Below are 26,443 nucleotides of genomic sequence, written 5' to 3'. Positions count from 1 at the left end.
GTTCAAACTTTGTTGAGGTGAATCAGGAGATAAGAGGTGGCCCGCGGGCGTCGTAGCGGGTGTAGAACCCGGCACTGCGGTGTGTGAAATCGCGATGTTCCCAGCGGGCCTGGATTGGCGCGGTGAATGGGACAACCACTTGGGTGGAAGGCAGCTCGATATCCGCTGTCATGCCCGCGAAGGGACACAAGACGCGCGAGTCGGTATCGTCGTGAACTGGACCGTCGGGGTTCAGATCGACCCATTGCTCGACCGTACCTTCCCCGGTGCACAGCACCAGCAGTACTTTTCCGTCATTCCCCATTGCAGGCATCCAGCCTTGCGGAATCGCGCTGGTCACCAAAAGCGCGAGCAACATGAATGCAGGGAAAATGCGGCTGATCAGGATCATTCCAGATGCGCGATGATTGAGCGGAGTGTTGGAATACCATCACCCTTTTCGGACGAGGTCAGAACGATTTCCGGAAAGGCTGCCGGGTGTTTCGACAGCGCGCCGCGCACTTGATCCAGCACTTTCTGGCGCTCATTGGCCTTGACCTTGTCAGCCTTGGTCATCACGCATTGGAACGTGACTGCGCTGGTGTCCAGCAGCTTCATGATCTCGGCATCAACCGGTTTCACACCATGGCGTGAGTCGATCAGAACAAAGGCGCGGCGCAATGTCTGCCGCCCACTCAGATATTGTTTCAGCAGCCGCTGCCATTTCTCCACGACCTTTACCGGGGCATTGGCGTAGCCATAGCCGGGCAGGTCCACGAGATAAAGCTCGGGGCCTTGTGTGAAAAAGTTGATCTCTTGCGTGCGGCCCGGAGTGTTCGACGCACGGGCCAACCCCTTGGTGCCGGTCAGCGCGTTGATCAGGCTGGATTTGCCCACATTGGATCGGCCTGCAAAGCAAACCTCAAGCCGATCAGGCGCTGGCAGGCCGTTCATGGCAACCACGCCTTTTACAAACTCGGACGGTCCTGCAAACAGCTTACGCCCGCGCTCCAGCGCGAACTCGTCCGGGTCTTCGACCAGTGGGAAGGGAAGAGTGCTCATAACAGGTGAACCTTATCGCCGACGGAGATTGTGCCACCACGAACCACTTCGGCATAGACGCCGAAATCCTGATGGCCCCAGCTGTTCAACGTGCCCAGTGTATCGGCATCACGAGCGCCGGTTTCGGGATTGGCCGTCGTTGCCAAGCAGCGGGTGATACGTTCACGCACGCGGAACACGGTCTCGCCAACCTGAACCTCTCGGTTGAGCCAATCGAATTCTTCCCACAGGGGAAGGCCATCGAACCAGATGTTGCCGCGCCAGCGATGGAACGACAGGTACTGGCCCAACTTTTGTTCAACGGCCCGATGCGACGCCAAGTTGCACAAGCTGATCGAAGGGAAATCGCTGTCGGTCATGCCCCGTCCGGGGACCCGAATGATCCGCGCCGATGCCGCGCGATCAGCGGGCATAAGCGGTTTGACCCAATCCAGAAACACCTGTTGATTTGTGTCGGGGTCAAAGCTGAGTTCCGGCAGATCCGGGTGCATCAGAGTCACTGTATCGCCGTTCAGCCGTGCCGAAATCGCCATCAACTGAGGTGCTTTCGCCCCTCGGCTGAAATTAGCACAAGGCACCCATTGTGACCCATCCGCGGCGGAGGCCTCATGCGCGACCGCCCAAACACGATCCCCGGGCAAGGTCTGCCCGGGGGTTGCTGTTACGGTCTGGACGGCTTCACGACCATGACTTTTGATCGGATGCCGCCAGATATGGGTCACTTTGGCATTCATTTGTCGTCCGTCTTGGGCGTACGCTTGAAGCCGGATTTGATGTTGCCGAACACGTCGGGCTTATAGCCTTGACTGCGCATGATCAGATACTGCTGCGTGAACGTGATCGTGTTGTTCGCGATCCAGTAGACGACCAGCCCGCTGGCAAAACTGCCCAGCATGAACATGAATACCCACGGCATCCAGGCAAAGATCATCGCTTGTGTCGGATCGGTTGGCGCCGGGTTCAGTTTCTGCTGCAGCCACATCGAGATACCCAGCAGCAGCGGCAGAATACCAATGAAGATCAGCGCCATCAGCGTGTCAGGCTGCGGACCGGCCCAAGGCAACAAGCCGAACAGGTTCATAATCGAGGTCGGGTCCGGCGCGCTGAGGTCCTGGAACGGGCCAAACCATGGGGCTTGACGCAGTTCGATCGTGACGAAGATCACTTTGTACAGCGAGAAGAAGATCGGGATCTGCAGCAGGATTGGCAGACAGCCTGCGGCCGGGTTCACCTTTTCCTTCTTGTACAGCTCCATCATGCCCTGCTGCATCTTCTGGCGGTCGTCGCCAGCAGCCTCTTTCAGGGCCTCCATCTGCGGTTGGAGTTCTTTCATCTTCGCCATCGAGACGTAGGATTTGAACGCCAGCGGGAACAGGATTGCCTTGATGATCAGGGTCAGGCCGATGATCGACCAACCCATGTTGCCGATCAGGGCATTGATGTTGTGCAGCAGCCAGAAGATCGGCTTGGTCAGGAAGTAGAACCAGCCCCAGTCGATGCTGTCGATGAACTTCTGCACGCCCTCTTGCTGATACTCGCGGATGGTCTCCCATTCCTTGGCACCGGCAAACAGTTGAGTGGTGACTTCCTCGGTTGCGCCCGGAGCAACAGTCAGCGTCGGCAGAACGGTTTCCGTCTGGTAGATCTTGCGGCGAGAGTCGTATTTTGCTGCGGCCTTGAAGGCAGACCCTTCTTCAGGGATCAGGGTGGTCATCCAGTAGTGATCAGTGAAGCCGATCCAACCGCCTTCTTTGATCTGAAAGACCTCGGCTTGCGCACGCTCATTCGGGTCGATGTCAAAATCGCGTACATCGCCATAGTCGATTTCGTCCAGAACGCCGTCAGCCATGACCATCACGCCTTCATGCAGGATGAAGAAGTTCTTCAGATCAGGCAGTTCGCCGTCTTCACCCATACCATGGCGGGCAAGGATGCCGTAAGGGGCCATGCCGACCTCGGACTGGGTGTTGTTCTGAACCGACTGGGTAACGGTGAACATAAAGTCTGCGTCAACCGAGATCGTGCGGCGAAAGGTCAGACCCTTTTCGTTATCCCATTTCAGGGTAACCGGAGTATCGACGCTCAGTGCATCACCGTTTTCGACGGTCCACAGCGTGTTCGGGCCGGGGACGTCAGCCCCTGCCACACCCGCGCCCGGGGCCCATCCGTATAGGGCGTAGTATGCCGAGTCCGAGCCCACGGGCGACAGCAGCTCGACAATGGGTGCGCCTTCTTCGATCGAAACTTTGTAGTCCTTCAGAAACAGCTCATCGATGCGGCCGCCGGACAGGGACAGGCTGCCCTTCAGACGCGGCGTGTCGATTTCGATCCGAGGTGCCTCAGCATCGGGCTCGACTTCGGTCGCGTCTGCCGTCGCTTCGCCGACAGTGCCGGTGCTGGTGGCGCTGGGGGTCTGAACGTCTGTACCCTCTGTTGCGCTGATCTCGGTCGTTTCTGGCGACGTGGTCTGCTCGGGCGGTGGGAACAGCACGAACCAAACCAGGATCACGAGAAAGCTGAGCGCGGTTGCGAGGATGAGATTCTTGTTCTGATCGTCCATCTGGGACAGCCACCTTGAGCAGTGAAAGACACCCGCTGGGTTCAACAGAGTGCAAGCCCAAAGGTCAAGCGGAATCGCCCCTTATTTCCTCACGGATCGCGGTTCTGTGGCGTTAATTCGCGGTTATGGCCGCGCCTGGCGCCCGATTTGCGGCATTCCGTTGATCTTGTTTTGATGCGCCAGCATCCAGTCGATGGTCTTTTCAAAAGGCATCGGCTTCCCAATTCCAAAGCCCTGAACATGATCGCAGCCCAACTGAGCCATCAGTGCATGTTCGCCGGGGGTTTCAACGCCTTCGGCCAAAGTCTCGACATTCAGCCGTTCCGCCATGGTCAAAATTGCGGCAACCAACTGTTGCTGGCTGGCATCGCGATCAGCCTTGGCAACAAAGGACCGGTCGATTTTGATGCGCGAGACGTCAAAGCGTTTGATCGAGGCAATGGACGCATGACCGGTGCCAAAATCATCCAGATCAATGCAGCAGCCCAGATTGGACATGCTGGTTACATTGCGGGTGATCACGTCATCCGGACGTCTGGAAAATACGGTTTCAAGAATCTCGGCGGCCAGTCTGTCGGGGGTGAGGTCATTCTGATCAAGTTCCCATTTCAGACGCTCGATCAGCGCCGGATCGCGCAGTTCGTCTGATGAGAAATTTACTCCGATCCGAGGCACGATCACTCCGGCGCGGTCCCACTCTCGCATGGCGGCAAAGGCGTGATGCCGCATCACCTGACCCAGCCGTTCCATCAGGTCGGCCTGTTCGGCAAAAGGCAGAAAAACCTGCGGGCCCAACACGCCCTTTTGGGGATGTTCCCAGCGGGCCAGAGCCTCGAACCCTGTCACATGCCCGGTATCCGTAGAAATTTGTGGTTGAAACCATGGACAAATCTCACCGCTGTCCAGGGCCGCAATAAACTCATTGCGCAGATTGGCGCGAATGCGGGCCCGCCGTTGTGTTTCCGAAGAATAGGCGCGGATGGTCGAAGGGCCGTTTCTTTGTGCTTCGTCCAAAGCCGCGCTTGCGGCGTCGATCCACTCGGCAAAGGCGGCATCAGGGAGTGAGGATTGAAGACAAAACCCGATCGAGCAGGACATGTATACGCTGGTGCCATTCAAAGTAATCGGCTCTTCGACAGCTGCCTGAAGTCGGCCCGACATCTGAATACAGGCTTCAAGGTCCAGATTCTGCGACCCACGCAAACCGATGGAGATCTTGCTTTGATCCAAGCCCGTGGCAATGTCCTGGGAACGGATGACGGAGAGAACGCGAGCACGGAACTGGTCCGCCATCAGGTTGCCAGCGGTATTGCCGTGGAGATCCAGAAAATCAGGAAACCCGTCCAGTTCCACAACCATGCAGGCGGCTTCGTGACCAGTGCGCCGATTGTCCTGGAAAACGGCTTCCATCTCGGCAGCGAAAACATCGATCGGCAACAGTCCGCTTTGGCGTTTTGACCGGTCATCGACTTTGTTCGCGACTGAGACCGCCACCGCAAACACCAGCGGAAGCGCCAGCGCGACGATGACTAGCGCGCGTTCTCCGCCAATCCAATATGCGGCGAGGCTGATCGCCGGTGCAAAGGCTAGCGCTGGAGGCCCGCTTAGCGCCGTGGCGAGAAAGTCTAGAATTCTGTTGACTGAGATATGTTTCCACATCGGTTATCCGGGCCTCTACCTTGAGCATCGCTCGCTCAGGTCGACCCTAGAAAGCCAATCTGAGTCACTCGTTAACGCAACTGCGGAATTTCGTCAGAATTTTCGTCTTTTTTGCCCGGACTCAGCGCAAGGTTCTGAAAATCAAACAGTTTCGGGTCCAGAAGATGCGAAGGACGCGCGTTTGTCAGCGCCCGGAACATCACCTGGCGACGTCCGGGGCTGTTCTTTTCCCACTGGTCGAGAATCTGTTTCACCTGCTGGCGCTGCAGGCCGTCCTGGCTGCCGCACAGGTCGCAGGGGATGATGGGATAGTTCATCGAGATGGCGAATTTCTCGCAATCGGCCTCGGCCACATGGGCGAGGGGACGGAAGACGAACAGATCGCCTTCTTCGTTCACCAGTTTTGGAGGCATGGTAGCCAAACGCCCACCGTGGAACAGGTTCATGAAGAATGTCTCAAGGATATCGTCGCGGTGATGGCCCAGTACGACGGCACTGCAGCCTTCTTCGCGGGCAATGCGGTACAAGTTGCCACGCCGCAGTCGCGAGCACAGAGCGCAATAAGTGCGGCCCTGCGGAACCTTGTCCATCACAACGGAATAGGTGTCCTGATACTCAATCCGATGGGGGACGCCCATTCGTTCCAGGAACTCGGGCAGGACGGTCGCCGGAAAACCAGGCTGACCCTGATCCAGATTGCAGGCCAGAAGATCGACTGGCAGCAGCCCGCGCCATTTCAGCTCATAAAGGACCGCCAGCAGGGTATAGCTGTCCTTGCCGCCGGACAGGCAGACCAGCCAACGTGGCGGTTTGCCATCCTTGTCATGGGCGGCCGGGTCCACCATCCCGTACTGCTCGATGGCCTCACGGGTCTGGCGCACGATGCGCTTGCGCAGCTTTTTGAACTCGGTGGTCGAGGGCGCGCCGGCAAAGAGCGGGTGGATATCGTCAGCTTCGTCAAACATGCGCAGCCCCTACAGCAGTTGTGGCAACCGGGCAAGTGGGCGGGTCATCCCAGACGCCCCAGCAGGGCTTCCGTGTCCAGTCCTGTGACCGATCCCGGGATGCGACCGCTTTCACCTGACAGACGCGCGGCAATAAAGCCGTCGGCAACCTCGCTCGGAGCGTGGCGCAGTAGCTGCGATGCGGTCAGCAACAGGGCCGCGTTCTCAGCGAACCAACGCGCTTCGCTCTCTGGCGGAATTTCCGGCCAGCGACCACGATGCGCCTTCAGAGCTTCGTCGTAACCTCTGTCGGTGCCTGCTGCGGCGTCCAGCTCGGCCTGCAGAACGTCGGCAGCCAACGGATCGCGGGTGAGGGTGCGCAGAATGTCGAGGCAGATCACATTGCCCGACCCTTCCCAAATGCTGTTTAGGGGCGCTTCGCGATAGATCAGGGGCAGGGGGGTGTCTTCGACGTAGCCCATGCCGCCCAGAACCTCCATCGCTTCGACCACGACGACGGGGCAGCGTTTGTTGTTCAGGAACTTGGCCAGTGCGACGCCGATGCGGGCAAAGGCTTTGTCCTCGGGCGACTGGCCGTCGAACGCCCGTGCGACACGCATACCCAACGTCATCGCGCCTTCCCAGTCCAGCACAAGATCAGCCAGCACGGCGCGCATCAGGGGTTGGTCGATTAACCTGCGCTGAAAGGCGTTGCGGTGCGACACCCAGTGATGCGCCTCGGCGAGTGCGGCGCGCATCAGGCCGGCCGGCGCCACGGCCGTATCCAGCCGCGTGTGGTGCACCATCTCGATGATCGTCCGAACGCCCGCCCCTTCTTCGCCTAGCTGATAGGCGAGTGCGTCGTGGTATTCGATCTCGGACGAGGCGTTGGATTTGTTGCCCAGCTTGTCCTTCAACCGCATCAGGTGGATCGCGTTGCGCTCACCATCAAGCCAGCGGGGCACGAGGAAACATGTCAGGCCGCCCGGCGCTTGCGCCAGTGTCAGGAACCCGTCTGACATTGGGGCGGAACAGAACCATTTATGCCCGCGCAATCGCCAGTGCTCGCCATCGCGGATCGCGACGGTCGTATTGGCGCGCACGTCCGAGCCACCCTGTTTCTCGGTCATCGCCATGCCTAGCGTAGCGCTGGCCTTCTGCTTGATCGGCTTCATCGACGGATCATAGCTGCGTGCCATGAGCTTTGGCCGCCAGACCGACGCGACCTGCTCATTGGCCGCAAGGGCCGGAATTGCCGCATAGGTCATGGTCATCGGGCAGCAGTGCCCGGGTTCGACCTGGCTGGCCAAATACACCATCGCTGCATGCGTGGCGTGGCCTCCGGGCTGCCCGTCCCAGGCCAATGACGGGTAGCCGGCGGATTGACTGGTCTGCATCATCTGGTGATAGGCGGGGTGAAACCGAACCTCGTCCAGACGTCTGCCGCCCTGATCGAACAGTCGTAGTTCCGGGGGGTGCCGATTGGCCTCGCGCCCCAGTTCGCGGGTCTCTGCACGCCCAAGCGTTTCTCCATAAGCCTCTAATGGAGCGGAACGCCCGCCTGCAAAATGCACGGTGTTTCGCAGCACGGGATCAGACGTCCAGAGGTTGGAGTCGCCACGCAATGGCGGCTGATTCAGAACATCATGTGTAGGCAGTGAGTGGCGGGCTTGGGATGTCATCTGGACCTCAGGTAGTACGGGTCCAAGTGTTTAGCGGTGCTCGGAACGGGTCAAGTCTGACGGAAGGTCACGAACAGCCGCCGCCGTCGTCTTTGCGATCCGGAACAGGATCATACCCGTCGCCGCCCCAGGGATGGCAACGGCCAATCCGCCGTGCCGCCAGCCAGCTTCCCCTGATCGCACCGTGCTTTTCCAAGGCTTCCAGCGCATAGGCCGAGCAGGTCGGTTGATACCGGCAATTGAAACCGACCCAGGGGCTGAACACCAGCCGATAGACCCGGACGGGCAGGGCGACGATATGTGAGAACAGGGTCATTTCCGAGCGGTGTGCACTTTGCGCAGCGCATAACGCAGATCGTCCAGAAGCGCCTCATAGGGCCGTTTGGCTGTGGTTTCGGCCCGGCCGATCAAGACGTAATCCCACCCGTCTTGGCCGCTGATGGGCAGAACAGCCCGCGCGGCCTCGCGCAGCCGACGCTTGGCGCGGTTGCGGGCAACTGCATTGCCGACCTTTTTGGAGCAGGTGAAGCCCACCCGAATCCCAATTGCCTCGTCAGGTGCGCGTTTGCGGGCCTGCACCATCATCGAAGATGTGCCCTGCCTGCGCGCGCGCGCGGCTTTCAGGAAGTCGGATCGCTTCTTGAGAACGGTCAGAGTATCAGGCGCGCAAACGGACGCCGCCGGGGGCGTATCCCCGGGCTGGTTCTTACCATCCACAGGGGCCTCCGGCGGCGTCATGTTCATAACCTGATCGGTGAGCGGTTTACGCGCTCAGCGACTTGCGGCCACGTGCGCGGCGCGCGTTCAGGATCTTGCGGCCGGCCTTGGTGGCCATGCGCGCGCGGAAACCGTGGCGGCGTTTGCGAACCAGGTTCGAAGGCTGATAGGTGCGTTTCATCGCTCCGTCTCCAATCTATGCGGTCGGGTGCGGCGCGGATTCGCCTGCCCGTGGTGTTCGAAGCCCGTCCTCTACTGGGTAGCGGGGGGTAAGTCAAACCCCTAGGTGGGGTTTTCGCGCCTTTTGCAACAATTCTGTAACCGCAGCGCACAAAAGGTTTCAAAATGCCCGGTTTACGGTCCCAAACCCTCACATTCCCAGCCAAAAACATCAAGGCAGCGTGAGGCCCCTGTTTCTGGCGCTGCTTGCGGCGCATGTTATTCGCACAATGAAACGCACAAAACCGGACAGCCTCATGAGCGACACAACTCAGGCCCCACGCAGCGGGCTTGCGCGACATATACCATTGCTGGTGATTCTCGCCGTGGCGGCGGTCGGGTTTTTCACACTGGGCGATTACCTGACCTTTGAGACGCTGCGCGACAATCGCGAGGCGCTGTTGGCCTGGCGTGATGCCAATTACTGGGCCATGGCCGGTGCTTTTGTGGCGATCTACATTATCATCGTGGCGTTTTCACTGCCGGGTGCTGCGGTAGCCTCAATGACCGGAGGCTTTTTGTTTGGCCTGTTCGCCGGAACGGTCTTCAACGTGTTCGCGGCTACAATCGGTGCATCGGCGATCTTTCTGGCCGCGCGTTGGGGGCTGGGCGAATCTCTGACTGCCCGGCTTGAGGCTTCGGAAGGGGCTGTGAAAAAACTGAAGGATGGCCTGCGCGAGAATGAAATCTCGGTGCTGTTCCTGCTGCGTCTTGTTCCCGTCGTGCCGTTTTTTGTCGCCAATCTGGTGCCTGCGCTGGTCGGTGTGAAGTTCCGCAATTTCCTGATCACCACAGCTCTGGGTATCATTCCCGGAGGTATCGTCTACACTTGGATCGGCGTCGGGCTGGGCGGCGTGTTCGACAGGGGTGAATCACCAGACGTATCGCTTCTGTGGGAGCCCTTTGTGATCGGCCCCATCATTGGATTGTGTGTCCTGGCCGCTTTGCCGATCGTCATAAAATCCATTCGTGGCCGAAAGGACGCCTGATTCATGCAAGAACTGAAGACCGATATCCTGGTGATCGGTGCCGGGTCGGGTGGGTTGTCGGTGGCCGCAGGTGCAAGCCAGATGGGGGCAAATGTCATCCTGCTGGAAGGACACAAGATGGGCGGCGACTGCCTGAATTTCGGCTGCGTGCCGTCCAAAGCCCTGATTGCCAGTGGCAAGGCAGCTTATGGGCAGGCGCATTCAAAAGCGCTGGGCGTGGCTGACGTGGTGCCTCAGGTCGACTACGCGGCCGCCAAGGACCATGTGCATGATGTGATCGCGCAGATTGAACCAATGGACAGTCAGGAGAGGTTCGAAGGCTTCGGCGTCAAAGTGATCCGGGAATACGGCAGTTTTGTCTCTCAGACCCAGGTGCAGGCGGGTGACAACCTGATCACCGCCCGGCGCGTTGTGATCGCAACAGGCTCTTCCCCGTTGGTGCCGCCGATTCCCGGTTTGGATCAGGTGACGTTTTACACCAACGAGACCATCTTTGACCTGCGCGACAAACCCGAGCATCTGTTGATCATTGGCGGAGGTCCCATCGGCATGGAAATGGCGCAGGCTCATATCCGGCTGGGTAGCAAAGTGACCGTGATCGAGGGGCTGACGGCGCTGGGCAAAGATGATCCCGAAGCGGCCGAGATTGTCTTGGAGACTCTGCGCGCCGAAGGTGTGGCGATTCACGAACAGGCGATGGTCGCGCAGATCAGGCACAATAACGGTGCAATTGAGGTTGTGACCGAGAACGGAGACATCTTCTCGGGCTCTCACCTGCTTTTGGCTGCAGGACGCAAGGCGAATTCCGACCGCCTGAACCTTGAGGCCGCCGGGATCGAGCCGACCCGCACCGGGATCAAAGTGGATGACACGCTGCGCACCACGAACAGAAAGGTTTACGCCATTGGCGACGTTTCCGGTGGGCTGCAATTCACCCATGTCGCGGGGTATCACGCTGGGATCATCATTCGCTCGGCCCTGTTTGGACTGCCGTCGAAAGCGAAGACAACGCATATCCCTTGGGCAACCTACACGGATCCCGAACTGGCACAGGTCGGCCTGACCGAAGCACAGGCACGCGCCCAACATGGCGACAGGTTCGAAATCGCGCGGTTTGACTACCACCACAACGACCGCGCGATCACTGAGCGTAAGACGAAAGGTTTTATCAAGGTCATGGTTGTAAAAGGTCGCCCCGTGGGTGCTACAATCGTGGGTCACCAGGCAGGCGAATTGATCAACTTGTGGTCGCTGGCATTGGCCAATAACCTGAAGATGGGCCAGATCGCCGCGATGGTTTCACCCTATCCAACGATCGGAGAGCTTAACAAACGGGTGGCGGGAGCCTATTTCTCGCCAAGGCTGTTTGAGAATCAGACGGTTAAACGAGTGGTCAGGTTCGTCCAGCGCTGGATCCCCTGACCGGGAAAGGAGCGCCATTTGAACTCGCTGTCGGGCCGTTTTCTGATCCTGACGACGGTCTTCGTGATGTTGGCCGAGGTCCTGATCTTTGTCCCTTCGATCGCGCGGTTTCGAGAGGATTTCCTGCTGAACCGGCTTGAGCGCGCTCAGATCGCCTCGCTGGCTTTATTGGCAGACGACATGCTGGCCGAAGAGCTTGAGGCTGAGTTGCTGGCTAACGCGGGCGTCTATAACGTTGTGCTTCGGCGCGATGAGGTCCGGCAGCTTATGCTGTCGTCACCCATTCCCGAGCAGATCACCAAGACATATGACCTGCGCGATGCCGGGCCGTGGATATTGATCCGGGACGCCCTGACGCGCCTGTTCACACCGGAAAACGAGGTTATTCGTGTGATAGGTGAGCCGGTCAAAGGCGCTGGGCTGCTGATCGAAGTCACTATGGACAGCATGCCTTTGCGCATGGCGATGACCGATTATGGCCTTCGCATTCTTGGCCTGTCTTTCGTTATCTCGATCATCACTGCATTCTTTCTGTTCCTGGCCGTGCGTGTCGTTCTGGTCAAACCGATCAAGAGCGTCGTTGGTTACATGCAGCGCTATGCGGGGGCCCCGGAGGATGCGCGGGGAATTATTTCCCCCAATTCCAAAGTGACCGAGCTGCGAGAAGCCGAGGAGGCACTGCAGCAGTTGCAGACTGAGTTGACGCAAGCCCTGAAGCAGCGCGAACGTTTGGCTCAGTTAGGTGGCGCCGTGGCAAAGGTCAGCCATGACCTAAGGAATATTCTGACTTCGGCTCAGCTTTTTACCGACCGGATCGAGGCCAGCGATGACCCGCTGGTGCGCCGCATGGCTCCGAAGCTGGTGAATTCGATTACGCGGGCTGTGTCCTTGTGCGAAAGCACGCTGGCCTTTGGACGCGCCGAAGAGCCCGCCCCGACCCTAACCATGGTACGTTTGCGGGATGTGGCCGAGGACGTTGTGGCCAGTGAAATGCTCGCCGTTGCGGATGCCTGTGTCGAGATCGTCAACGAAGTGCCGGAGGACCTGGTTGCCCGTGCCGATCCCGAGCAGATTTTCCGCGTCATAATGAACCTCGTGCGCAACGCGCGTCAGGCGCTGGTGGCGTCCGGTAAGCCTGGCAAGATCACAATTGCCGGCTGCGTACACGAAAACGACTGGTGCATCGAGATCAAGGACAATGGCCCGGGCCTGCCGCCCAAAGCGCGTGAAAACTTGTTTACGCCGTTTCAGGGTGGCGTACGAAAAGGTGGCTCTGGCCTTGGGCTTGCAATCGCGCAAGAACTTGTGCGCGGACACGGCGGAGATCTGGTTTTGGCCGAGACAGGACCACAAGGGACGACCTTCGAAATCAGGCTTCCGCAGGGCGACGTGACTTTTTGAAAAATTTTTCAAGAATCGACTTGCACGTCCCGGAACCTGGGTCTACATAGCGCCTCACCAACGCGGACCGATAGCTCAGCTGGATAGAGTACTTGACTACGAATCAAGGGGTCGGGGGTTCGAATCCTCCTCGGTCCGCCACTTCCCCCTTTGTAAGGCGACACATAGTTCTGCCACCAGCGACAGAACCTTTCCATTTTCGCCTCACTTCCTTCGTCCAGCACCCAGACCGATTTCAATGATCCTGACTTCCCTTTTTGGAAAATCAGGGCTGATTTGCAGATCAGACGCCGAAGGCGCCTGTTCCTGCTGATCTGCCGTGTGGCGAACGCGGATGGGGGCGAGGCAATGCTATTCGACAATAGTGGTGCGGCCCGCAGGCGCAGCCGAGGACACGGTTTTGTCTAATAGGGTTGCCCGAGGGGGAAGGCAGCGCCTTACCCCTGATGGCCAGAGGCGTCCGGTTTGTCCAATTCCCGCTGGCTCACGAAACAGAATCGGCGGGGCGTCAGTCCTGCCACCTGAAACTTGATAGTTTTTTTGGTCTTTCCCTCCTTACAATTTTTTTCAGGGATGGATGCCGGATAGCCGTGACCATTACGGGAGGCTCGCCTCTACCGGGACCTGACAACTCTGCTGCGGCATGTTGAAGCTGGCAACCTGAAATAGATCAAAAAGCTCGCTATTCCCTTTTTCAGAGTCTCTCATGATGATACTATGGCCTCAAGAAAAAATGAGGTTTTGCATGCGCTTACACAGCATTTCTGTAAGAAACTTTCGCCGTCTCAAGAGCATTGATCTAGATTTCGAAGAAAAGGAGACGGTGTTTGTTGGTCCAAACAACAGTGGAAAAACTTCGGCAACCGCAGTCATGCGGAGTTTCCTTGGAAATCGTGATTTTAAGATACACGACTTCTCGGTAAGCAGTATTTCGGCGATTGATGCTTACTTAAATGGCGAAGGGGAAAACTTGCCACCGATCGAGCTCGATCTGTGGTTCAAAGTTGATCCAGAGGCAGTATCGTTCGGGCGGGTATTCGCTCTTGCCACAACTCTATCGACTGATTTTACTGAAATCGGAATTCGGTGCGCCCTGGCAGTTGATGATGCCAACGAACTCTGGAGGCACTATAATATTGCTTTTCCGGTGGATCAGAACGGTGAACGCAAACGCTCGCTAAGCCATTTTCTGGATTTAGAGGGCAATTTGAAAAAGCACTATAGTGTTCAGTTTTCATCGCTGGAACGTACGCAAAACGACTCCAGCGCAACGCCACTAGACCCGAAAGATGGAAAGAAAATTCTTAGCTCTCTAATACGCGTCGATTTTGTGGATGCGCAGCGAAACATCGACGACGAGAATGCTGCGAGAAGTAACAGGCTTTCCGAAGCCTTTGCGACCTACTACAGGCGCAATCTTGAGCAAGCGGAACTTGCAGATGAAGCCATAGCTGTCATCGAGCAAAACAATGAAAACCTGACCAGCCATTACCGTCAACGCTTTGAACCCTTGATGACGATGATTGGAGGGCTTGGGCTTCCCTCTGACAATGATCGCGCAATGAAAGTTGTTTCGACGCTGAGTTCAGAAGATGCATTGCGCGGAAACACAGAGCTATTCTACGTAGACGCCAACACGAGCCATGAGCTTCCTGAAGCTTACAACGGGTTAGGGTTCAAGAACCTTGTCTTCATGGCAATTCAAATTGATCATTTCTACAGGCAATGGCTTGCGACCGAGGAAGACCGCCCCTTATGTCAGGTCATCTTTGTTGAAGAACCTGAAGTTCACCTTCACGCTCAAGTTCAGCAGACGTTTATTCGGCAAATGTGGGACGTGTTGACAGAAGGCAGACCAGACGGCGAAAGCACCCCTCAGCTCGCAATCACAACACACTCTTCACACATTCTGGATACTGTCGATTTTTCCAAAATTCGGTACTTCCGCCGCAAGCCTGTTAATGATGCTCAAAATGGAGAAGCATTCCATGGAACCACTGTGCACAGCCTCGGTCAGTTTCAACCGGAGCCAATCGATTTGGGTGGCGAAATTGTTTCACCAGAAGCAGCTCTTTCCTTTTTGAAGAAGTATCTACGCCTCACCCATTGCGACCTATTCTTTTCAGACGCAGCCATTCTTGTAGAAGGGTCAGTTGAAAAGCTCTTGTTGCCTCGAATGATTGATTTCGCAGCCGAGAACCTAAACAAAAAATATTTGACCGTTCTCGAAGTGGGCGGTGCATACGGAATGCGTTTTGCCGGACTACTGGAGTTTCTGGAGATACCCTACCTTGTCATCACAGACATCGATTCTGTTGATCCTGCAAATAATCGCAAAAACTGCATTGCGACCGCTGAAAACGCGGTGTCTTCGAATGCGACACTTGGATACTTCTTCGGGGAAAACAGCGTGAAAGCACTCGCCGCCAAAACGGAAACCGAACGTGAACAAGCGGACGGAATGCGTTTCATCAGCTATCAAGTGCCTGTCTCGCTAAACGTAGAAGAACAAGCACACAACTTCCACGGGAGGACACTTGAAGAGGCCTTTGTCTATGAGAACCTCGACCTCTTTCGCAACGGTGCATTGAGTATCGGAATTGATCTGCCGGATGATCCTATCGAACTACACCAAGATGTCTGGAAGCGTATCAAAAGCTCCACATTCAAAAAAACCGAATTTGCGATGAATGTACTGGCATACGAGCCGCCTCAGCAACAGGATGAAGAGGAAACTGACAACGACGGCAACGCGTTGCTTCCTTGGCGCGTACCGCAATACATCGCTGAGGGTCTGGTCTGGCTGGATGGACAACTCTCCCAGAACATAGTGGAGGAGTGAATGGAAATCGCATTGAAGCCAACAGAGGCAGACAAAAAAATTGTGGAGTGCATCACTGAAGAAAGATCGTTTTCAGTAATTGCCGGCGCAGGTTCTGGAAAAACCACATCACTTGTCGAAGCTCTCAAAAACATCCGTGAAGAACACGGAAAAGAGCTCCGTAAAAATGGACAACGCGTCGTGTGCATAACTTATACGAACCGAGCCGTTGATGTGATTTCTTCCAAACTCGGGTTTGACGACCTTTTTCTTGTGACCACACTTCATGGGTTCTTGTGGGGCGAGATTTTTCGATTTCAAGATGCGATGCGGGAAGCACTTTGCGATGATGTAATTCCCAGACATATCGAAAAAGCGCTGAACGATGACAACGGTGGTAACTCCCAAAAAGCCAGAAATGCACGGGAAAAGGTTCAACGACTTTCCCAAGAGTTGGATGCTCTCAAGGCGGAACCTCCGGTCAGATACGAGGAAACGACAATAAGTGACTACGCCAAGTGCGTTCTGAACCACGACGACGTTATCGATGTTGCTTCCTTCCTGATCTCCAACAAACCGATCCTGCGAAAAGGTCTTGGGTTTAAATTCCCTTACTTCTTTGTCGATGAAGCGCAGGACACTTTCCCCCAAGTAATGACCGCGTTGAACGCAATCTGCGCAAAGGAAGGTCTTCCGATAATTGGGTACTTTGGCGACCCGATGCAGCAAATCTACGACAAACGTGCGGGAAGTTTCGCGGGACCCGAGGGCTCACAAGTCATACCCAAGGAAGAAAATTTTAGGTGCTCGACATCGGTAATCGATCTGCTCAACAACTTCAGATCGGACCTGCAGCAGGTAGCGGGCGGGCAGAACGCGGATATCGAAGGCAGTGTTCAAATTACGGTTGTTCAAGCCCCTGACCCCGCAGGACCAAGAAACACATATACAGCTGAACAGCTTGATATTGTTACTTCCAAGTACAGCGACGCCGTCGCGCAATGGGGCTGGAAAGATCTGCCGTCAGTGAAGAACCTGTTTTTAGCCAGGCGGATGATTGCACGTAGATTGAGTTTTGTAGAAATACACTCTCTATTTACCGGCACTTATTCGTCTTCGCGTTCGCAATCGGACTACGAGGATGGCACCCACTATCTTTTCAAGCCTTTTGTGGATGGTGTTTTTGAACTCGTTGAGGCCTCGCGAACGGGCGATGCAAAGAGGATCATAGAAACGCTGCGTAGGATCAGCCCCGCATTTTCCAACGATGGAAGTAACAAGACCAAATCGCTTAAGGCGATGCTAGATCACGCTGTGCAGCACACACAAAAACTGAATGAGCTATGGGACACTCGGACTGTGAAGGAGGTTCTTCAATACTGCCGAGACAATGATCTGTGCTCAATATCCGAGCGGCTTGCGTATCAAATGGACCGTAAATCTCGGGAAGAATTTGATCGGGAAAACGAAGATCATCAACGTGAAAAGGGGGACTGGCTGGCTGATCAGTTTTTTACGCTAGAGACCGAAGAGCTAGAGCGCTACTTCAAGTTTCTTGATGAGAGTTCTCCATTTAGTACGCAGCATGGTGCAAAAGGAGAAGAGTACGAGAACGTCCTTGTTATGATTGATGATATAGAAGCGAACTGGAACACGTATAGCTTCTCGAAATTCCTCACGCCGAAGGTCGCTGGTGACCCAACGGATCGGCAACGAGAGCTAACAGAAAAACTCGCCTACGTTTGCTTCTCTCGCGCTGAAGTGAATTTGAGAGTTTTGTTTTTCTCCAAAGATGCCAAGGCGGCGGGAGCGGAGCTGATCGATGCAGGCTTATTTGAAGTAGAACAGGTTTCGTATTTGTAGCTGTTGTGTCGTCCGCTCGCATTCTCCGGGTTAATTGACGACACGCTCAATTCCAAAGGCAAACTCGATATCTTCTTCGCTTGTGACGCACTCTCGCTTCAATAATTCGACCTGATTCAACTGCGGCGATCTCTTGTTTTCTCTTGTGTTGCTTTAACCGCGAACTCGCGCAACTGTTCGGAAAGGCCACTGTATGAAAACAATGACTTACTCGACCGGTACATGGTGTGCTCGCTTAGCCGCTGCATTGCAGTGTTTGGAAAAAGTTCAACGCCCGTTCCTCGAAAAGTACTGGCAAACGAACTCTTATCCCGAACAGATTTCGTTCAATGGAAAAGATGAAACACCGTTTCCCAAGGATGACTTATGCGAAGTGTATGATCTTGCGCGTAGAGCAATACAGTCAAGTGAGATCAAGTTTTACGAACCCCTCCGTTCTGCATTAGACCCAGTTCGGGGGATATTAAGATCCCATCCTGCTCTTGGACGAGCTTTGGGTCCAGTGATCGGCAACGACGAATTTCGCACCACAATCTTGAACGGTTCTTCTCTGACTTGGTTGTCCCGTTTGATTTGTGGCTTGATGGAACGAGCAAATGAAGAACACATAAGTGGCTTTGAAACCGCTTCAGCAGAACTTGGTGCGCTCCTTGATCTGAGCACGCACACTTTAAAAACAAATATTCCCAATAATTTAAATATTGGGTTTGATCTACTCCTCTTTCACGGTCCAAGAATCGACGCTGAAATCGATCTACAAGATGGCCTTTTCATCAAGCCCGCCGCAGATCTCCGTAATTTTCTCGAGGTTGAGTGGCTAAGGGACTTCGTTCCTGAAAATATCGATCACCGAGATTGGCGTCAGATAGGGGCTGTAGTCCGGCCTTTTCGTTGGCGTCCAGCATTCGAACGAAAAACCGACTTCTACGACAGGCCTCCAATTTGGCCGGTTGAATTTGAGGCTGACGCTTTTGAGTTTATTGATCTGTTAGCGGTGGCCAATCAAACGCCAATAATCCCGTTTGTACTATTACGCGGTTGTATACATCGCACAGCATGCAATTTGCTTGGCGTGCGGCAAAGTCATGGTGGAATCCATCCTTGTCGTTTAGTTGGGAAGCGGTACGACCCGTTCAGAAGCCCACCTAAGCTTCATAAGTCAGCAGTTCACCAAGCTATGAAAGTTTACAAAAGTCGGGAAAATGTTGATCAGATTAGGCTTTCTGCAGTAGTTCGCAGGCTCTCTGAAGCTCTTGCAAGGGACGGGCGGTTTGGCGCTGATGATCGGATATTGGATGTGTCTCAATCCATAGAGCTAATGTTTGAGATAAAGGGAACTGGTATAGGGAAGAAGCTGCAGAAAGCGATGGTGGACTTGCTTGCTCTCGATGAGGAACACGCCGAAGAAGTCCGCAACGCGGTAAAACACTTCTATGATGTAAGATCCGCAATTGTGCATGGAGCAAGCGATGCGTATCGGAAGCGATTGCTGGAAGGCCGGCAGCGCGCTTTCAGAAGTGGTTTTAATCTAGCGAAACAAGCCTATTTCAAATTGGTACTTGAGGGCGTGACGAAAGAGTGAGCGCGTCGAACTTTCAGCTTCCAATCTACTTGAAGAGCTCTGGCCTTATCCTGACTAGAATTTGATGCCACCTAAGCTGTTGGAGCCTCGTCTGAACAGTGAAGTCTGTCTAACTTGAACCGAACCAAGATGTGCATTTATTGAAATTCTGATAATTTTGAGTATCCCAGTTTGCTACGCTCGCGCACTCTTTGAGTAGGACTCAAGGTGGTCAGGACCCAACCAAATAATTTCTTGGTTTGACTTTGTATCCCACGATTAGCTTTTCGTCCTCAAGCAGATGCAGCGCCGTTTTCCAATGGATTTTGAATTCTCGCGCCACCCTGTTGATTATCTGGGTTTCTATCCAGATGCGGCGCAGCTTTTGTTTTGGCACTTTGGGTTTACGAACCCCGCGCTGCACTTCGAAGCCGCGTTCCCTAAAGAGCCTGGAAAGCGTTGCTGGCTTAATTCCGTTTGCGTTGGCAATATCTGAACAGTTCTTTCCTCTTTCATATTGCCTGTAGAGGCGTTGAACATAGTCGACGCCAAGCAAATCCAAGAGCCGTCGCACAACCAACGGGCTAACTCCTAGCCGCTGAGCAAAGTCCCTATGGGTTTTACTTTGTTTCAGCAAAGCGAGGATGTTGCGACGCAGGTACGGCTGCCACGCATTTGGCGTTTCTCTCAAGAAAATAGTCGGAACTCTCCCGCACCTTATTTCGACTACTGTTTTCAAGCTTTGCCCAGTTCCTTCAACGTCAGATACCTCAATTTGCGTGACTTGACGCAAAGCCGTCGGCGTTTCAGCAGCTTAGCTGATTGTCTTCCGACATGGCATTGATACTTTGAGGCATGAATGTGTAACTTATTGCTATTAAACAATATAAATGACATCAGCAAGGTCATTTGCTAGGTTTCGTTAACTGGAATCAGTCGGAATCTTTGACATGACAGCGAATTTGATTGTCGATCTCGCCAAACATGAGCAGATCAAGTGTGATCTTCGGCTCAAGGGTAGTTCACTGGCTAAGCTGAGCCGAGATATCGGCCGTTCCATCAGCTCAGTGTCTACTGTGTCACAAGGATATAGGCGCTCTGACTACGTCCAGAAAGCCATAGCAGAGAAGCTTGGGACCACTCCCGAGGCTCTGTGGCCGGAACGTTATGGATAACGGAGGTACCCAAATATGAGCTAGTAAAAATTTCATAGGAAGAAAGGAAAAAGGCCTCGCAAGCCACTACACCGCGAGACCCTTTATTCCGTATCGATTGAGAACCGATACACCTTCTTCCCCCGCCAACATCGCAAAGTCAACTGTTTCGTCGTCTGTGTTGGCGATGAGATGGCTTGGCATTGCCCGAGGAACACCAAAAGAGGGTGGAGTGGCACGATCGGCCCAAGCTGGTCGGCGCTCCAAATCGCAGACATGAATGATGAAGAGTTCACGTTGACGGGCGAGATGTCGCCTGAGCCTAGCCGTGCGACACGGGGTATTTCGCGACGATCCAAGCACAGCTCCAGAGGCGGGATAGTCGTTGACTTGCCGGGCAATAAGCGCCCGAGGGTCGTGCAGTTTGAGAGCAAGCTGGAACAGCGCGTCCTGTTTCTTTACTTGGCCAATCATGATGTCGTCGACATTTGGGAACAGCCGCCGTTCATCAGATATCGTGATGAAGCTGGAAAGCGAAAGCACCACTTTTTCGATTTCTTGGTAGTACTTAAAGATGGTCGTCGCCTGGCGCTCGCCGTAAAGCCATGGAAAATTGTACAGAAAAGCGACTTCCCCCGCGAGTTGAGGCGAATTCGTGCAGCAACACCCAAGGAATTTGCCCACGAAGTTGTACTTGTGACCGATAGGCACTTTACCCGTGCTGAAGCACTCAACGCGCAGCGTTTTGTTGAATTTTCGAGATCACGAAATCCCGACCATCAGAAACGACTTGAAGCCCTTGTCAGAGATAACGAATTTCCGAGGACAGTTGGTGAGCTGTCGCAGTTGCTAAATTTAGGTGGTCACGGTTTCCGTGCCGTTGTGATCGCTATCTATGAGGGTTTGCTCAAAACCGACAAGAGACACTTGATCGATCTCGATACTTTGGTGTGCAGCGGAGGTTTGAAATGAAACTTCCTCTCAGAGTGACTGTGAATGACCGATTGTCCGTTGATGGCCGCGAGCACCGTCTCACCGAAAAAACCGAACTGGGATGTCATTTTGAAGCCGTTGATGAGACCGCTCATGTTCTTTCTCTCACCTTCGATGAGCTGCATGACTTGTTAAAAAAGCCGAATGTAGAGTTCGAGCCTGGATATTTCCTTTTGGAAAGTAAGAAAGCTCGGATGAGTGCTGGTTTGGACACCCTTGCGAGTATGCCTGAGCACTTATGTGAAATTGTTGGTTGGCGAAGCGCTTGGGTTGATGCCTTTTTGCAGTTCCAGTCATCTGGCGAATTGAAGCGCACAGACGAATCCATAGCGCGTGCGATGCCCTCGCTTGAGGTGCATGTGAACAGGCAAATGCGCGCAGCTCAGAGAAAGTGGCGCAAGCCACGGGCTGGGAACGAAAGCAAACTCAAAGATCCACCGAGTCCCAGAACACTCCGTGAATGGGTCAAGAGATTTGAGAATGCTGGGTATTCGCCATTTGGATTGGTTCCTCAGACCCATAGGTGCGGCAATCGGAGCCCAAGATTCTGCTTAGAAGCCACTCGACTGATGGGTGAGTGTATTGAGGGCTATTTGACTCGAGATCAAGCAAAAAGGGGCAACGTAGTAGAGGACTGCATCAGGCGTTTCACCGAAGTAAATGCTGAAAGGTTAGTTGAGGGAAAACATGAGCTTAGAACTCCTAGCAGCCGGAAAGTTGAGCGAGACATCGCAAAACTGGATCCCTATTTTACATGCGTCCAAAGAGAAGGTGTTGATGCCGCGAACCGGGCATTTGCGCTTTATGAAGAAGGGATTGACGCAAGCTATCCGATGGAGCGGATTGAGATCGACGAATGGTGCGTTGATCTGATCACGATTCTGGCCGAACGTGGCGCGCTGGATCATCTGAGCCCGGAGGCACTCGCTAAGCTGGATCGTGGGCGCCGCTGGCTCTATCTCGCAATCGATTGCGCCACTCGCTGCGTCGTCGGAATGCGCCTCTCAGCAAAACCTAACCTGACCGATGCGGTATTATTGTTGTCTGATGTCACGCGCGACAAAACAGATATGGCAATTGCTGCAGGCTGCAAATCGACTTGGCATCATTATGGCGGACTAAGCTCTGTCGTCACAGACTTGGGTGTTGCGTTTGTAGACTCTGGTTTTCGCCAGGCCGTCTTCGAAGCTCATGGAATTGTTGAGACTCCACGTGGCGGCCTACCTCACCTGCGCGCGCGGGTGGAACGTATTTTTCGAACTTTCGGGACGTTGTTAATGCCGCGTCTAGCTGGACGAACGTTTTCCAACACCAGGGAACGTGGCGACTATCCTTCGGAAGAAATGGCGTCTCTCACTGACGATGTCTTAATGGAATTGCTCATTAGGTTTGTTGTGGATAGGTATCACAACCTGCCGCATCGTGGCTTGAACGGCGAGACACCGAACAATTGCTGGAAACGTCTCGCTGACAAGGTAGGCATTGTTCCGATCCTCGCAGAAACGACCCGACGCAGGGCATTCGGTGTGAAACAGAACCGGAGTGTTAACGGCAAAGGTGTCCGCGTGTTCGGTATCGACTATACTTGTGCTGAATTGCGCAACTTCCACCTGCATAGCCGCGAAACGCACGTGGATATCAAAGTTGATCTCAATGACCTTGGTTGGATCATGGTCCAGGTCGGTGACAATTGGGTTGTCGCACAAGCTCTGCAAAAACGGTTTGAAGGCGTGTCCTACGAACAATGGGAAGCGGCGGCGCGTGAATTGCGCCAAAAACACAAAGCTGAGGCCGCTTTACATGCGCAGACAGTGTCCGATGCCTTGGATGCCATTATCCAACGAGATGCTGAAGAGCGGCGTAGATTTGGCGCAGTATTAAAGCGTCAGACGCCTGCGGGATTAAAACGAGCGCGAGAAGACTTGTTCGTGGGATTGAGCATCAAGTCAGGTGATCCCGAAGGCTTTGAATTACCACCAGAGCCGGACCTATTTGGGTACTTGATCCCGTTTTCAGACGAGCACCGAGAAGTTTCAGAAACTGCGGTAGATGACATCCAAAACTCTTCTGAGGAGCAACCCAGAACTTCTACTTGGAGGTTCGAAGATGACTGATCAACACAAAACTAACTGCGACGATATTGACCTTCAAATTGCTGAGTTGCGTAGCGCTTTTGTGTCTCACCAAGCGTTTCAAAATCTCGAAATGATCTTCGACCGTCATCTCCGTCGACGGAGGGCGGCCATCCGATTGGGAAACCGCAGTGAAGCTCGGGGCATTGCGCTTATTGGGGCCTCTGGTAGTGGGAAATCCACGGCTGCGGACCGTTTGTTCGACAACCACCCAAGCCTGATCCTGCCGACTGAAGGGCAAGATGTGGCAGAAGTGATCCGGCTTCAGGTGCCATCGCCAGCCACTCTAAAGAATGTTGGCGCAACGATTCTGTCTGGTCTGGGTTATCCGCTCGCTCGGGACAAATCTGCTGCAATCATCTGGACGCAAGTCCGCCAGTTTCTCCAGTTACGTCGTACAATGTTTGTGCATCTGGACGAGGCACAGGATCTTTACATCAGCAAGGGGATCAAAGCCCGCAATGACGTAGTGAACACCCTGAAGTCGCTGATGAACGATAAGGATTGGCCGGTTGGTCTTGTTCTGTCTGGCACGCCTGATCTGATCAAGATGATCAATTCGGATGTTCAGCTTAAAAGGCGCATAGATGTTGTGCATCTGGGTGCAGTGAGCTGGATTTCGCATGAAGCGGATGTCAAAGGTCTTTTTGCGGGGTTTGTTTCAAAGTCTGGTTTAGGGAATGACGTTGAACTGGGCGAGGATGCGTTTTTGAAACGTTTAGTTCACGCCGGTGGAAACGAGTTCGGTCTGATCATCGATATGATCCTCTGTGGTATTGAAGAAGCGCTCTACGTGGAGTCCGATCAACTCAAGCTGGCGCACTTTGCCGAGGCATTCCGGCGAAAGTCAGGCTGTATCCCGGCGTTCAATCCGTTTCTTGCCGAAGACTACCGCACTATCGACGTCAAAGCCGTGATGGGGTGGTTGGAATTGAATGATCCCTCGAGTAGCGGAGCGAGAATATGAAAGCACAGCTTGCTCTGACTCTGCCTCATCATCACATGGAGACGCCCGCTTCCTATGTCGCCCGGCTGTCACGTCGCAATCTTAGTGTTACGAGGGAGTTCTGTTCAGATCTGGGTCTGAGATGGCCCCATATCTGCTCGGCCCATCCGGATCAGCTTGAGCGGCTGTCACAACTGGCTGGAGTGTCATTTGAAGCGTTGGAGTTGGCGGCGGCCAGATTGGTTGGCCCCTGTCGGTACCGCGTCGGGCATTCCTTTGCCACCTCCGGTTCGTTCCGCCGGGCTACCACCCGTATTTGTCCGAGATGTATTGTGGAGGCCAAGGAGGCTTCTGGTCCTGAGAACGCGTTCCAACCTCTTGAATGGTTGGTGCTGCCGATCAAGACCTGTGCCAAACATGGCGTACCGTTGCTCCAGCTTCCCAATGCGTCGCATGCGCATCTCACCTACGACGTGGTTGAGCAAGTGACGCGTCACCAGGATCTGATCTTTGAGGCCGCTCAAGACGCAACAAATCTTGGGCGATCTTCGTTTGAAACCTACCTGAGCCGCCGAATTGAGTTTGGGGTCGCTGATGACTGGTTAGACTCGCTGGAGCTGACGCATCTTCATCAGGCCGCTCTGACATTAGGTATGGCGATTGCTATGGACCGGGGCGTCTACCGTTCGGACTTGGACTTCGAACAAGAGCGTGCTTGCATGTCGGCTGGTTTCGAGGTTTTGAAGAGTGGGCCGGAAGCCCTGAAATCTGAGTTGGAGCGTGCCAGGCGCCAGTCTCCCTCCAAGCGGTCATATTTCACAACAGATATGGGCGAGTTCTATACCTGGCTGAAAGACACTGAAGAAGACCCGGCGACAGCAGTCCTCAGGGCTTGTGTGCAGGGTTTTGTTCGGGAGAATTATCCGCTGCAGACCGGCGCAAGAGTCCTCGGCACGAAGATCACAGCACCCAAACTTATCACGCTTGAACGCGCGCGGGAGCTACATGGGGTCGGCGAGGTTCGGGTGCGAGGCATTCTCGCCCATCTTCGAAGTCAAAACGCGAGCGACCTTTCAAATATGAAAGATGTCAGCCATGAAGATCTGGTCGCCGTGCTCGACTTTTGGTCTGGATTGCAGAATATCAAAGCCACCGCGACTCAGTTGAATATCCATCCGGTCCAGGTGAAGGCGCTGATCCGGCATAACGTTCTGGAATCCTATCGTTTTGGAACGTCTCTGCGCTATGTGCCATCGTCCTCGGTACAGACCCTGCTGACTAGGCTTGAAGGTCTACGCATTGCCGCTCGGGCACGTCATAGGTTGCGTCTCTCGGAGTACAGCCGACAGAGCAAGGTGGCCCTGGCTCGCGTTGTCGCTGATTGGGTAGCAGGCCGACTGACCGGCGTATGGAGAGATCCGGACGTGGAAGGGTTAGCTGGAATTCTTATCGACTGCGCTGAGATCTTGGAGAAATCGGAGCGCGTGTTTTCCGGCGATCTGTCTCTGATGGATGCGGCGGCGCGCTTGAGAATTAGTGTCGGGTCGATCCGGCGGTTGCGGGATGGTGGATACCTAAAGCAGAAAAAAATGCGAAACCCGGACACGCAGCACTACCGTTGCTACATCACTGAAGAGAGTATTCAGGCTTTTGAAGAACATTATGTGACGTTGGGCCAAATGGCGCGGCAGTTTGAGATAGCAGCGGTCCATTTGGGTCCGGCATTGGATCGTAGAGAAGTTGAAACAATCCCCTGCGAGGCTGGGTTTGTTCGTGCCTACCCGAACGAGACAAGAGATGTGGTTCGGGAACTGACGATTGGGGGGTAAATCGTCAATCTAAACTGACTGTTTGAGTCAACAAAAGCTGGTGGCGGAGCTAAGTTGATACTCCGCCGCTCATGCTCATCAGTTTTAGTGGCGGTCTCTCGATTGGGCCAACTACGTTGAATTGCTGAACTGCGAGGTGAAGAAACATGACTAGCAGTCGAAGAAATCTTACTGAACAGCTTCAACCAATATGGGAGGCTGTAGGCAAGCTGGGCGCGAACAGTCCCGAGCTAAATCTAAAGGCCTATCTCGATGAGATGTGGAGCGAAGACGAAACAACTACTGCCTCTTTGGGGGCTGGAAAGGGTCTCGATCGACAAGACGAAAAAATTGCGGAAGATCTTGAGGTCCAATTCAAGATGATTGCAGTCGCCTATGCCACTGGAGAATTGGATGAGATCGACCGCGTAGTTAACTACCTAGCGTTCATACGTCGCATGAAAAAGCAAGGCGTCTATGAGATTGGACACTGGAGTGATGAGGACAAAGATGGGTGACGACATAACCAGT

The 26,443-nt window shown here is 54.4% G+C and carries 23 protein-coding genes and 1 tRNA gene; 13 read left to right on the top strand and 11 right to left on the bottom strand.

Annotated elements, in window-relative coordinates; genetic code table 11:
• Positions 1–22: 22 nt before the first annotated feature.
• From ACR0AA_RS19995 to rpmH, 10 genes are all read right to left on the bottom strand, one after another.
• Complete coding sequence (locus ACR0AA_RS19995; RefSeq protein WP_480665787.1) at positions 23–391, bottom strand: DUF2946 domain-containing protein; 369 nt, start codon at positions 389–391, stop codon at positions 23–25.
• Complete coding sequence (yihA, locus tag ACR0AA_RS19990) at positions 388–1,041, bottom strand: ribosome biogenesis GTP-binding protein YihA/YsxC (RefSeq protein ID WP_480665786.1); 654 nt, start codon at positions 1,039–1,041, stop codon at positions 388–390. The genes ACR0AA_RS19995 and yihA overlap by 4 nt, the downstream gene beginning before the upstream one ends.
• The gene (locus ACR0AA_RS19985; RefSeq protein ID WP_480665785.1) at positions 1,038–1,775 is read right to left on the bottom strand and encodes an MOSC domain-containing protein; all 738 of its coding nucleotides are present in this window, start codon (positions 1,773–1,775) and stop codon (positions 1,038–1,040) included. Before ACR0AA_RS19985 ends, yihA begins: the two co-directional genes overlap by 4 nt.
• Positions 1,772–3,601: a membrane protein insertase YidC gene (gene yidC, locus ACR0AA_RS19980; protein WP_480665784.1), complete on the bottom strand. Its 1,830-nt coding sequence runs from the start codon at positions 3,599–3,601 to the stop codon at positions 1,772–1,774. The genes ACR0AA_RS19985 and yidC overlap by 4 nt, the downstream gene beginning before the upstream one ends.
• 123 nt (positions 3,602–3,724) lie before the next feature.
• A complete protein-coding gene (locus ACR0AA_RS19975) occupies positions 3,725–5,260 on the bottom strand; it encodes a putative bifunctional diguanylate cyclase/phosphodiesterase (RefSeq protein WP_480756984.1) in 1,536 nt (511 codons plus the stop codon).
• Positions 5,261–5,331: 71 nt separating this feature from the next.
• Complete coding sequence (gene ttcA / locus ACR0AA_RS19970) at positions 5,332–6,225, bottom strand: tRNA 2-thiocytidine(32) synthetase TtcA (protein ID WP_480665782.1); 894 nt, start codon at positions 6,223–6,225, stop codon at positions 5,332–5,334.
• Positions 6,226–6,269: 44 nt separating this feature from the next.
• Entirely contained in the window at positions 6,270–7,886 is a 1,617-nt protein-coding gene (locus ACR0AA_RS19965) for an acyl-CoA dehydrogenase family protein (protein WP_480665781.1), read from the bottom strand.
• A gap of 67 nt (positions 7,887–7,953) precedes the next feature.
• Entirely contained in the window at positions 7,954–8,202 is a 249-nt protein-coding gene (yidD, locus tag ACR0AA_RS19960) for a membrane protein insertion efficiency factor YidD (protein WP_480665780.1), read from the bottom strand.
• A complete protein-coding gene (gene rnpA / locus ACR0AA_RS19955) occupies positions 8,199–8,624 on the bottom strand; it encodes a ribonuclease P protein component (RefSeq protein ID WP_480665779.1) in 426 nt (141 codons plus the stop codon). Before rnpA ends, yidD begins: the two co-directional genes overlap by 4 nt.
• A gap of 25 nt (positions 8,625–8,649) precedes the next feature.
• On the bottom strand, positions 8,650–8,784 hold the full coding sequence (gene rpmH, locus ACR0AA_RS19950) for a 50S ribosomal protein L34 (protein ID WP_005980833.1): 135 nt from the start codon (positions 8,782–8,784) through the stop codon (positions 8,650–8,652).
• 295 nt (positions 8,785–9,079) lie between these two features.
• Here rpmH and ACR0AA_RS19945 point away from each other — a divergent pair, with 295 nt between their 5' ends.
• From ACR0AA_RS19945 to ACR0AA_RS19915, 7 genes are all read left to right on the top strand, one after another.
• The gene (locus ACR0AA_RS19945) at positions 9,080–9,811 is read left to right on the top strand and encodes a TVP38/TMEM64 family protein (RefSeq protein ID WP_480665778.1); all 732 of its coding nucleotides are present in this window, start codon (positions 9,080–9,082) and stop codon (positions 9,809–9,811) included.
• Positions 9,812–9,814: 3 nt separating this feature from the next.
• On the top strand, positions 9,815–11,233 hold the full coding sequence (locus ACR0AA_RS19940) for a dihydrolipoyl dehydrogenase family protein (RefSeq protein ID WP_480756979.1): 1,419 nt from the start codon (positions 9,815–9,817) through the stop codon (positions 11,231–11,233).
• A gap of 18 nt (positions 11,234–11,251) precedes the next feature.
• On the top strand, positions 11,252–12,634 hold the full coding sequence (locus ACR0AA_RS19935) for a sensor histidine kinase (protein WP_480665776.1): 1,383 nt from the start codon (positions 11,252–11,254) through the stop codon (positions 12,632–12,634).
• A 64-nt stretch (positions 12,635–12,698) separates the two neighbouring features.
• Positions 12,699–12,775, top strand: a tRNA-Arg gene (locus ACR0AA_RS19930).
• A 604-nt stretch (positions 12,776–13,379) separates the two neighbouring features.
• Positions 13,380–15,476 (top strand): ATP-dependent nuclease, encoded by a 2,097-nt coding sequence (locus tag ACR0AA_RS19925; protein WP_170755630.1) that lies wholly within the window; start codon positions 13,380–13,382, stop codon positions 15,474–15,476.
• On the top strand, positions 15,477–17,318 hold the full coding sequence (locus ACR0AA_RS19920) for a UvrD-helicase domain-containing protein (RefSeq protein ID WP_170755631.1): 1,842 nt from the start codon (positions 15,477–15,479) through the stop codon (positions 17,316–17,318).
• A 193-nt stretch (positions 17,319–17,511) separates the two neighbouring features.
• On the top strand, positions 17,512–18,900 hold the full coding sequence (locus ACR0AA_RS19915; protein WP_170755632.1) for a HEPN domain-containing protein: 1,389 nt from the start codon (positions 17,512–17,514) through the stop codon (positions 18,898–18,900).
• Positions 18,901–19,111: 211 nt separating this feature from the next.
• Here ACR0AA_RS19915 and ACR0AA_RS19910 read toward each other — a convergent pair whose 3' ends face one another.
• Complete coding sequence (locus ACR0AA_RS19910; protein ID WP_170768163.1) at positions 19,112–19,570, bottom strand: hypothetical protein; 459 nt, start codon at positions 19,568–19,570, stop codon at positions 19,112–19,114.
• Between the two features lie 259 nt (positions 19,571–19,829).
• Between ACR0AA_RS19910 and ACR0AA_RS19905 the strand changes: the two genes are divergently transcribed.
• The 6 genes from ACR0AA_RS19905 to ACR0AA_RS19880 all read left to right on the top strand — a co-directional run bounded on the left by ACR0AA_RS19905 (position 19,830) and on the right by ACR0AA_RS19880 (position 26,430).
• Positions 19,830–20,054 (top strand): helix-turn-helix domain-containing protein, encoded by a 225-nt coding sequence (locus tag ACR0AA_RS19905; protein WP_170755634.1) that lies wholly within the window; start codon positions 19,830–19,832, stop codon positions 20,052–20,054.
• A 255-nt stretch (positions 20,055–20,309) separates the two neighbouring features.
• Positions 20,310–21,005 (top strand): TnsA endonuclease N-terminal domain-containing protein, encoded by a 696-nt coding sequence (locus tag ACR0AA_RS19900; protein WP_170755635.1) that lies wholly within the window; start codon positions 20,310–20,312, stop codon positions 21,003–21,005.
• Positions 21,002–23,140: a Mu transposase C-terminal domain-containing protein gene (locus ACR0AA_RS19895; protein WP_170755636.1), complete on the top strand. Its 2,139-nt coding sequence runs from the start codon at positions 21,002–21,004 to the stop codon at positions 23,138–23,140. The genes ACR0AA_RS19900 and ACR0AA_RS19895 overlap by 4 nt, the downstream gene beginning before the upstream one ends.
• Positions 23,076–24,125 carry an ATP-binding protein gene (locus ACR0AA_RS19890; protein ID WP_480756968.1) on the top strand — a complete coding sequence of 350 codons (1,050 nt, stop codon included), beginning with the start codon at positions 23,076–23,078 and terminating at the stop codon, positions 24,123–24,125. Before ACR0AA_RS19895 ends, ACR0AA_RS19890 begins: the two co-directional genes overlap by 65 nt.
• A complete protein-coding gene (locus ACR0AA_RS19885) occupies positions 24,122–25,933 on the top strand; it encodes a TniQ family protein (protein WP_170755638.1) in 1,812 nt (603 codons plus the stop codon). The genes ACR0AA_RS19890 and ACR0AA_RS19885 overlap by 4 nt, the downstream gene beginning before the upstream one ends.
• Before the next feature lie 146 nt (positions 25,934–26,079).
• Positions 26,080–26,430, top strand: coding sequence for a hypothetical protein (locus ACR0AA_RS19880; protein ID WP_170424603.1), 351 nt, complete (start codon positions 26,080–26,082; stop codon positions 26,428–26,430).
• Positions 26,431–26,443 lie beyond the last annotated feature (13 nt).

The sequence above is a fragment of the Ruegeria sp. CE8 genome, assembly GCF_056537465.1.
Note: the sequence above shows the minus strand (reverse complement) of the source record. Positions and strands in the feature narration are given on the sequence as shown.

Bases quoted from the DNA above. Each gene is read 5' to 3' on its own strand.
- ACR0AA_RS19995 (WP_480665787.1), bottom strand. From the start codon at position 391: ATGATCCTGATCAGCCGCATTTTCCCTGCATTCATGTTGCTCGCGCTT.
- yihA (WP_480665786.1), bottom strand. From the start codon at position 1,041: ATGAGCACTCTTCCCTTCCCACTGGTCGAAGACCCGGACGAGTTCGCG.
- ACR0AA_RS19985 (WP_480665785.1), bottom strand. From the start codon at position 1,775: ATGAATGCCAAAGTGACCCATATCTGGCGGCATCCGATCAAAAGTCAT.
- yidC (WP_480665784.1), bottom strand. From the start codon at position 3,601: ATGGACGATCAGAACAAGAATCTCATCCTCGCAACCGCGCTCAGCTTT.
- ACR0AA_RS19975 (WP_480756984.1), bottom strand. From the start codon at position 5,260: ATGTGGAAACATATCTCAGTCAACAGAATTCTAGACTTTCTCGCCACG.
- ttcA (WP_480665782.1), bottom strand. From the start codon at position 6,225: ATGTTTGACGAAGCTGACGATATCCACCCGCTCTTTGCCGGCGCGCCC.
- ACR0AA_RS19965 (WP_480665781.1), bottom strand. From the start codon at position 7,886: ATGACATCCCAAGCCCGCCACTCACTGCCTACACATGATGTTCTGAAT.
- yidD (WP_480665780.1), bottom strand. From the start codon at position 8,202: ATGACCCTGTTCTCACATATCGTCGCCCTGCCCGTCCGGGTCTATCGG.
- rnpA (WP_480665779.1), bottom strand. From the start codon at position 8,624: ATGACGCCGCCGGAGGCCCCTGTGGATGGTAAGAACCAGCCCGGGGAT.
- rpmH (WP_005980833.1), bottom strand. From the start codon at position 8,784: ATGAAACGCACCTATCAGCCTTCGAACCTGGTTCGCAAACGCCGCCAC.
- ACR0AA_RS19945 (WP_480665778.1), top strand. From the start codon at position 9,080: ATGAGCGACACAACTCAGGCCCCACGCAGCGGGCTTGCGCGACATATA.
- ACR0AA_RS19940 (WP_480756979.1), top strand. From the start codon at position 9,815: ATGCAAGAACTGAAGACCGATATCCTGGTGATCGGTGCCGGGTCGGGT.
- ACR0AA_RS19925 (WP_170755630.1), top strand. From the start codon at position 13,380: ATGCGCTTACACAGCATTTCTGTAAGAAACTTTCGCCGTCTCAAGAGC.
- ACR0AA_RS19920 (WP_170755631.1), top strand. From the start codon at position 15,477: ATGGAAATCGCATTGAAGCCAACAGAGGCAGACAAAAAAATTGTGGAG.
- ACR0AA_RS19915 (WP_170755632.1), top strand. From the start codon at position 17,512: ATGAAAACAATGACTTACTCGACCGGTACATGGTGTGCTCGCTTAGCC.
- ACR0AA_RS19905 (WP_170755634.1), top strand. From the start codon at position 19,830: ATGACAGCGAATTTGATTGTCGATCTCGCCAAACATGAGCAGATCAAG.
- ACR0AA_RS19900 (WP_170755635.1), top strand. From the start codon at position 20,310: ATGAATGATGAAGAGTTCACGTTGACGGGCGAGATGTCGCCTGAGCCT.
- ACR0AA_RS19895 (WP_170755636.1), top strand. From the start codon at position 21,002: ATGAAACTTCCTCTCAGAGTGACTGTGAATGACCGATTGTCCGTTGAT.
- ACR0AA_RS19890 (WP_480756968.1), top strand. From the start codon at position 23,076: ATGACATCCAAAACTCTTCTGAGGAGCAACCCAGAACTTCTACTTGGA.
- ACR0AA_RS19885 (WP_170755638.1), top strand. From the start codon at position 24,122: ATGAAAGCACAGCTTGCTCTGACTCTGCCTCATCATCACATGGAGACG.
- ACR0AA_RS19880 (WP_170424603.1), top strand. From the start codon at position 26,080: ATGACTAGCAGTCGAAGAAATCTTACTGAACAGCTTCAACCAATATGG.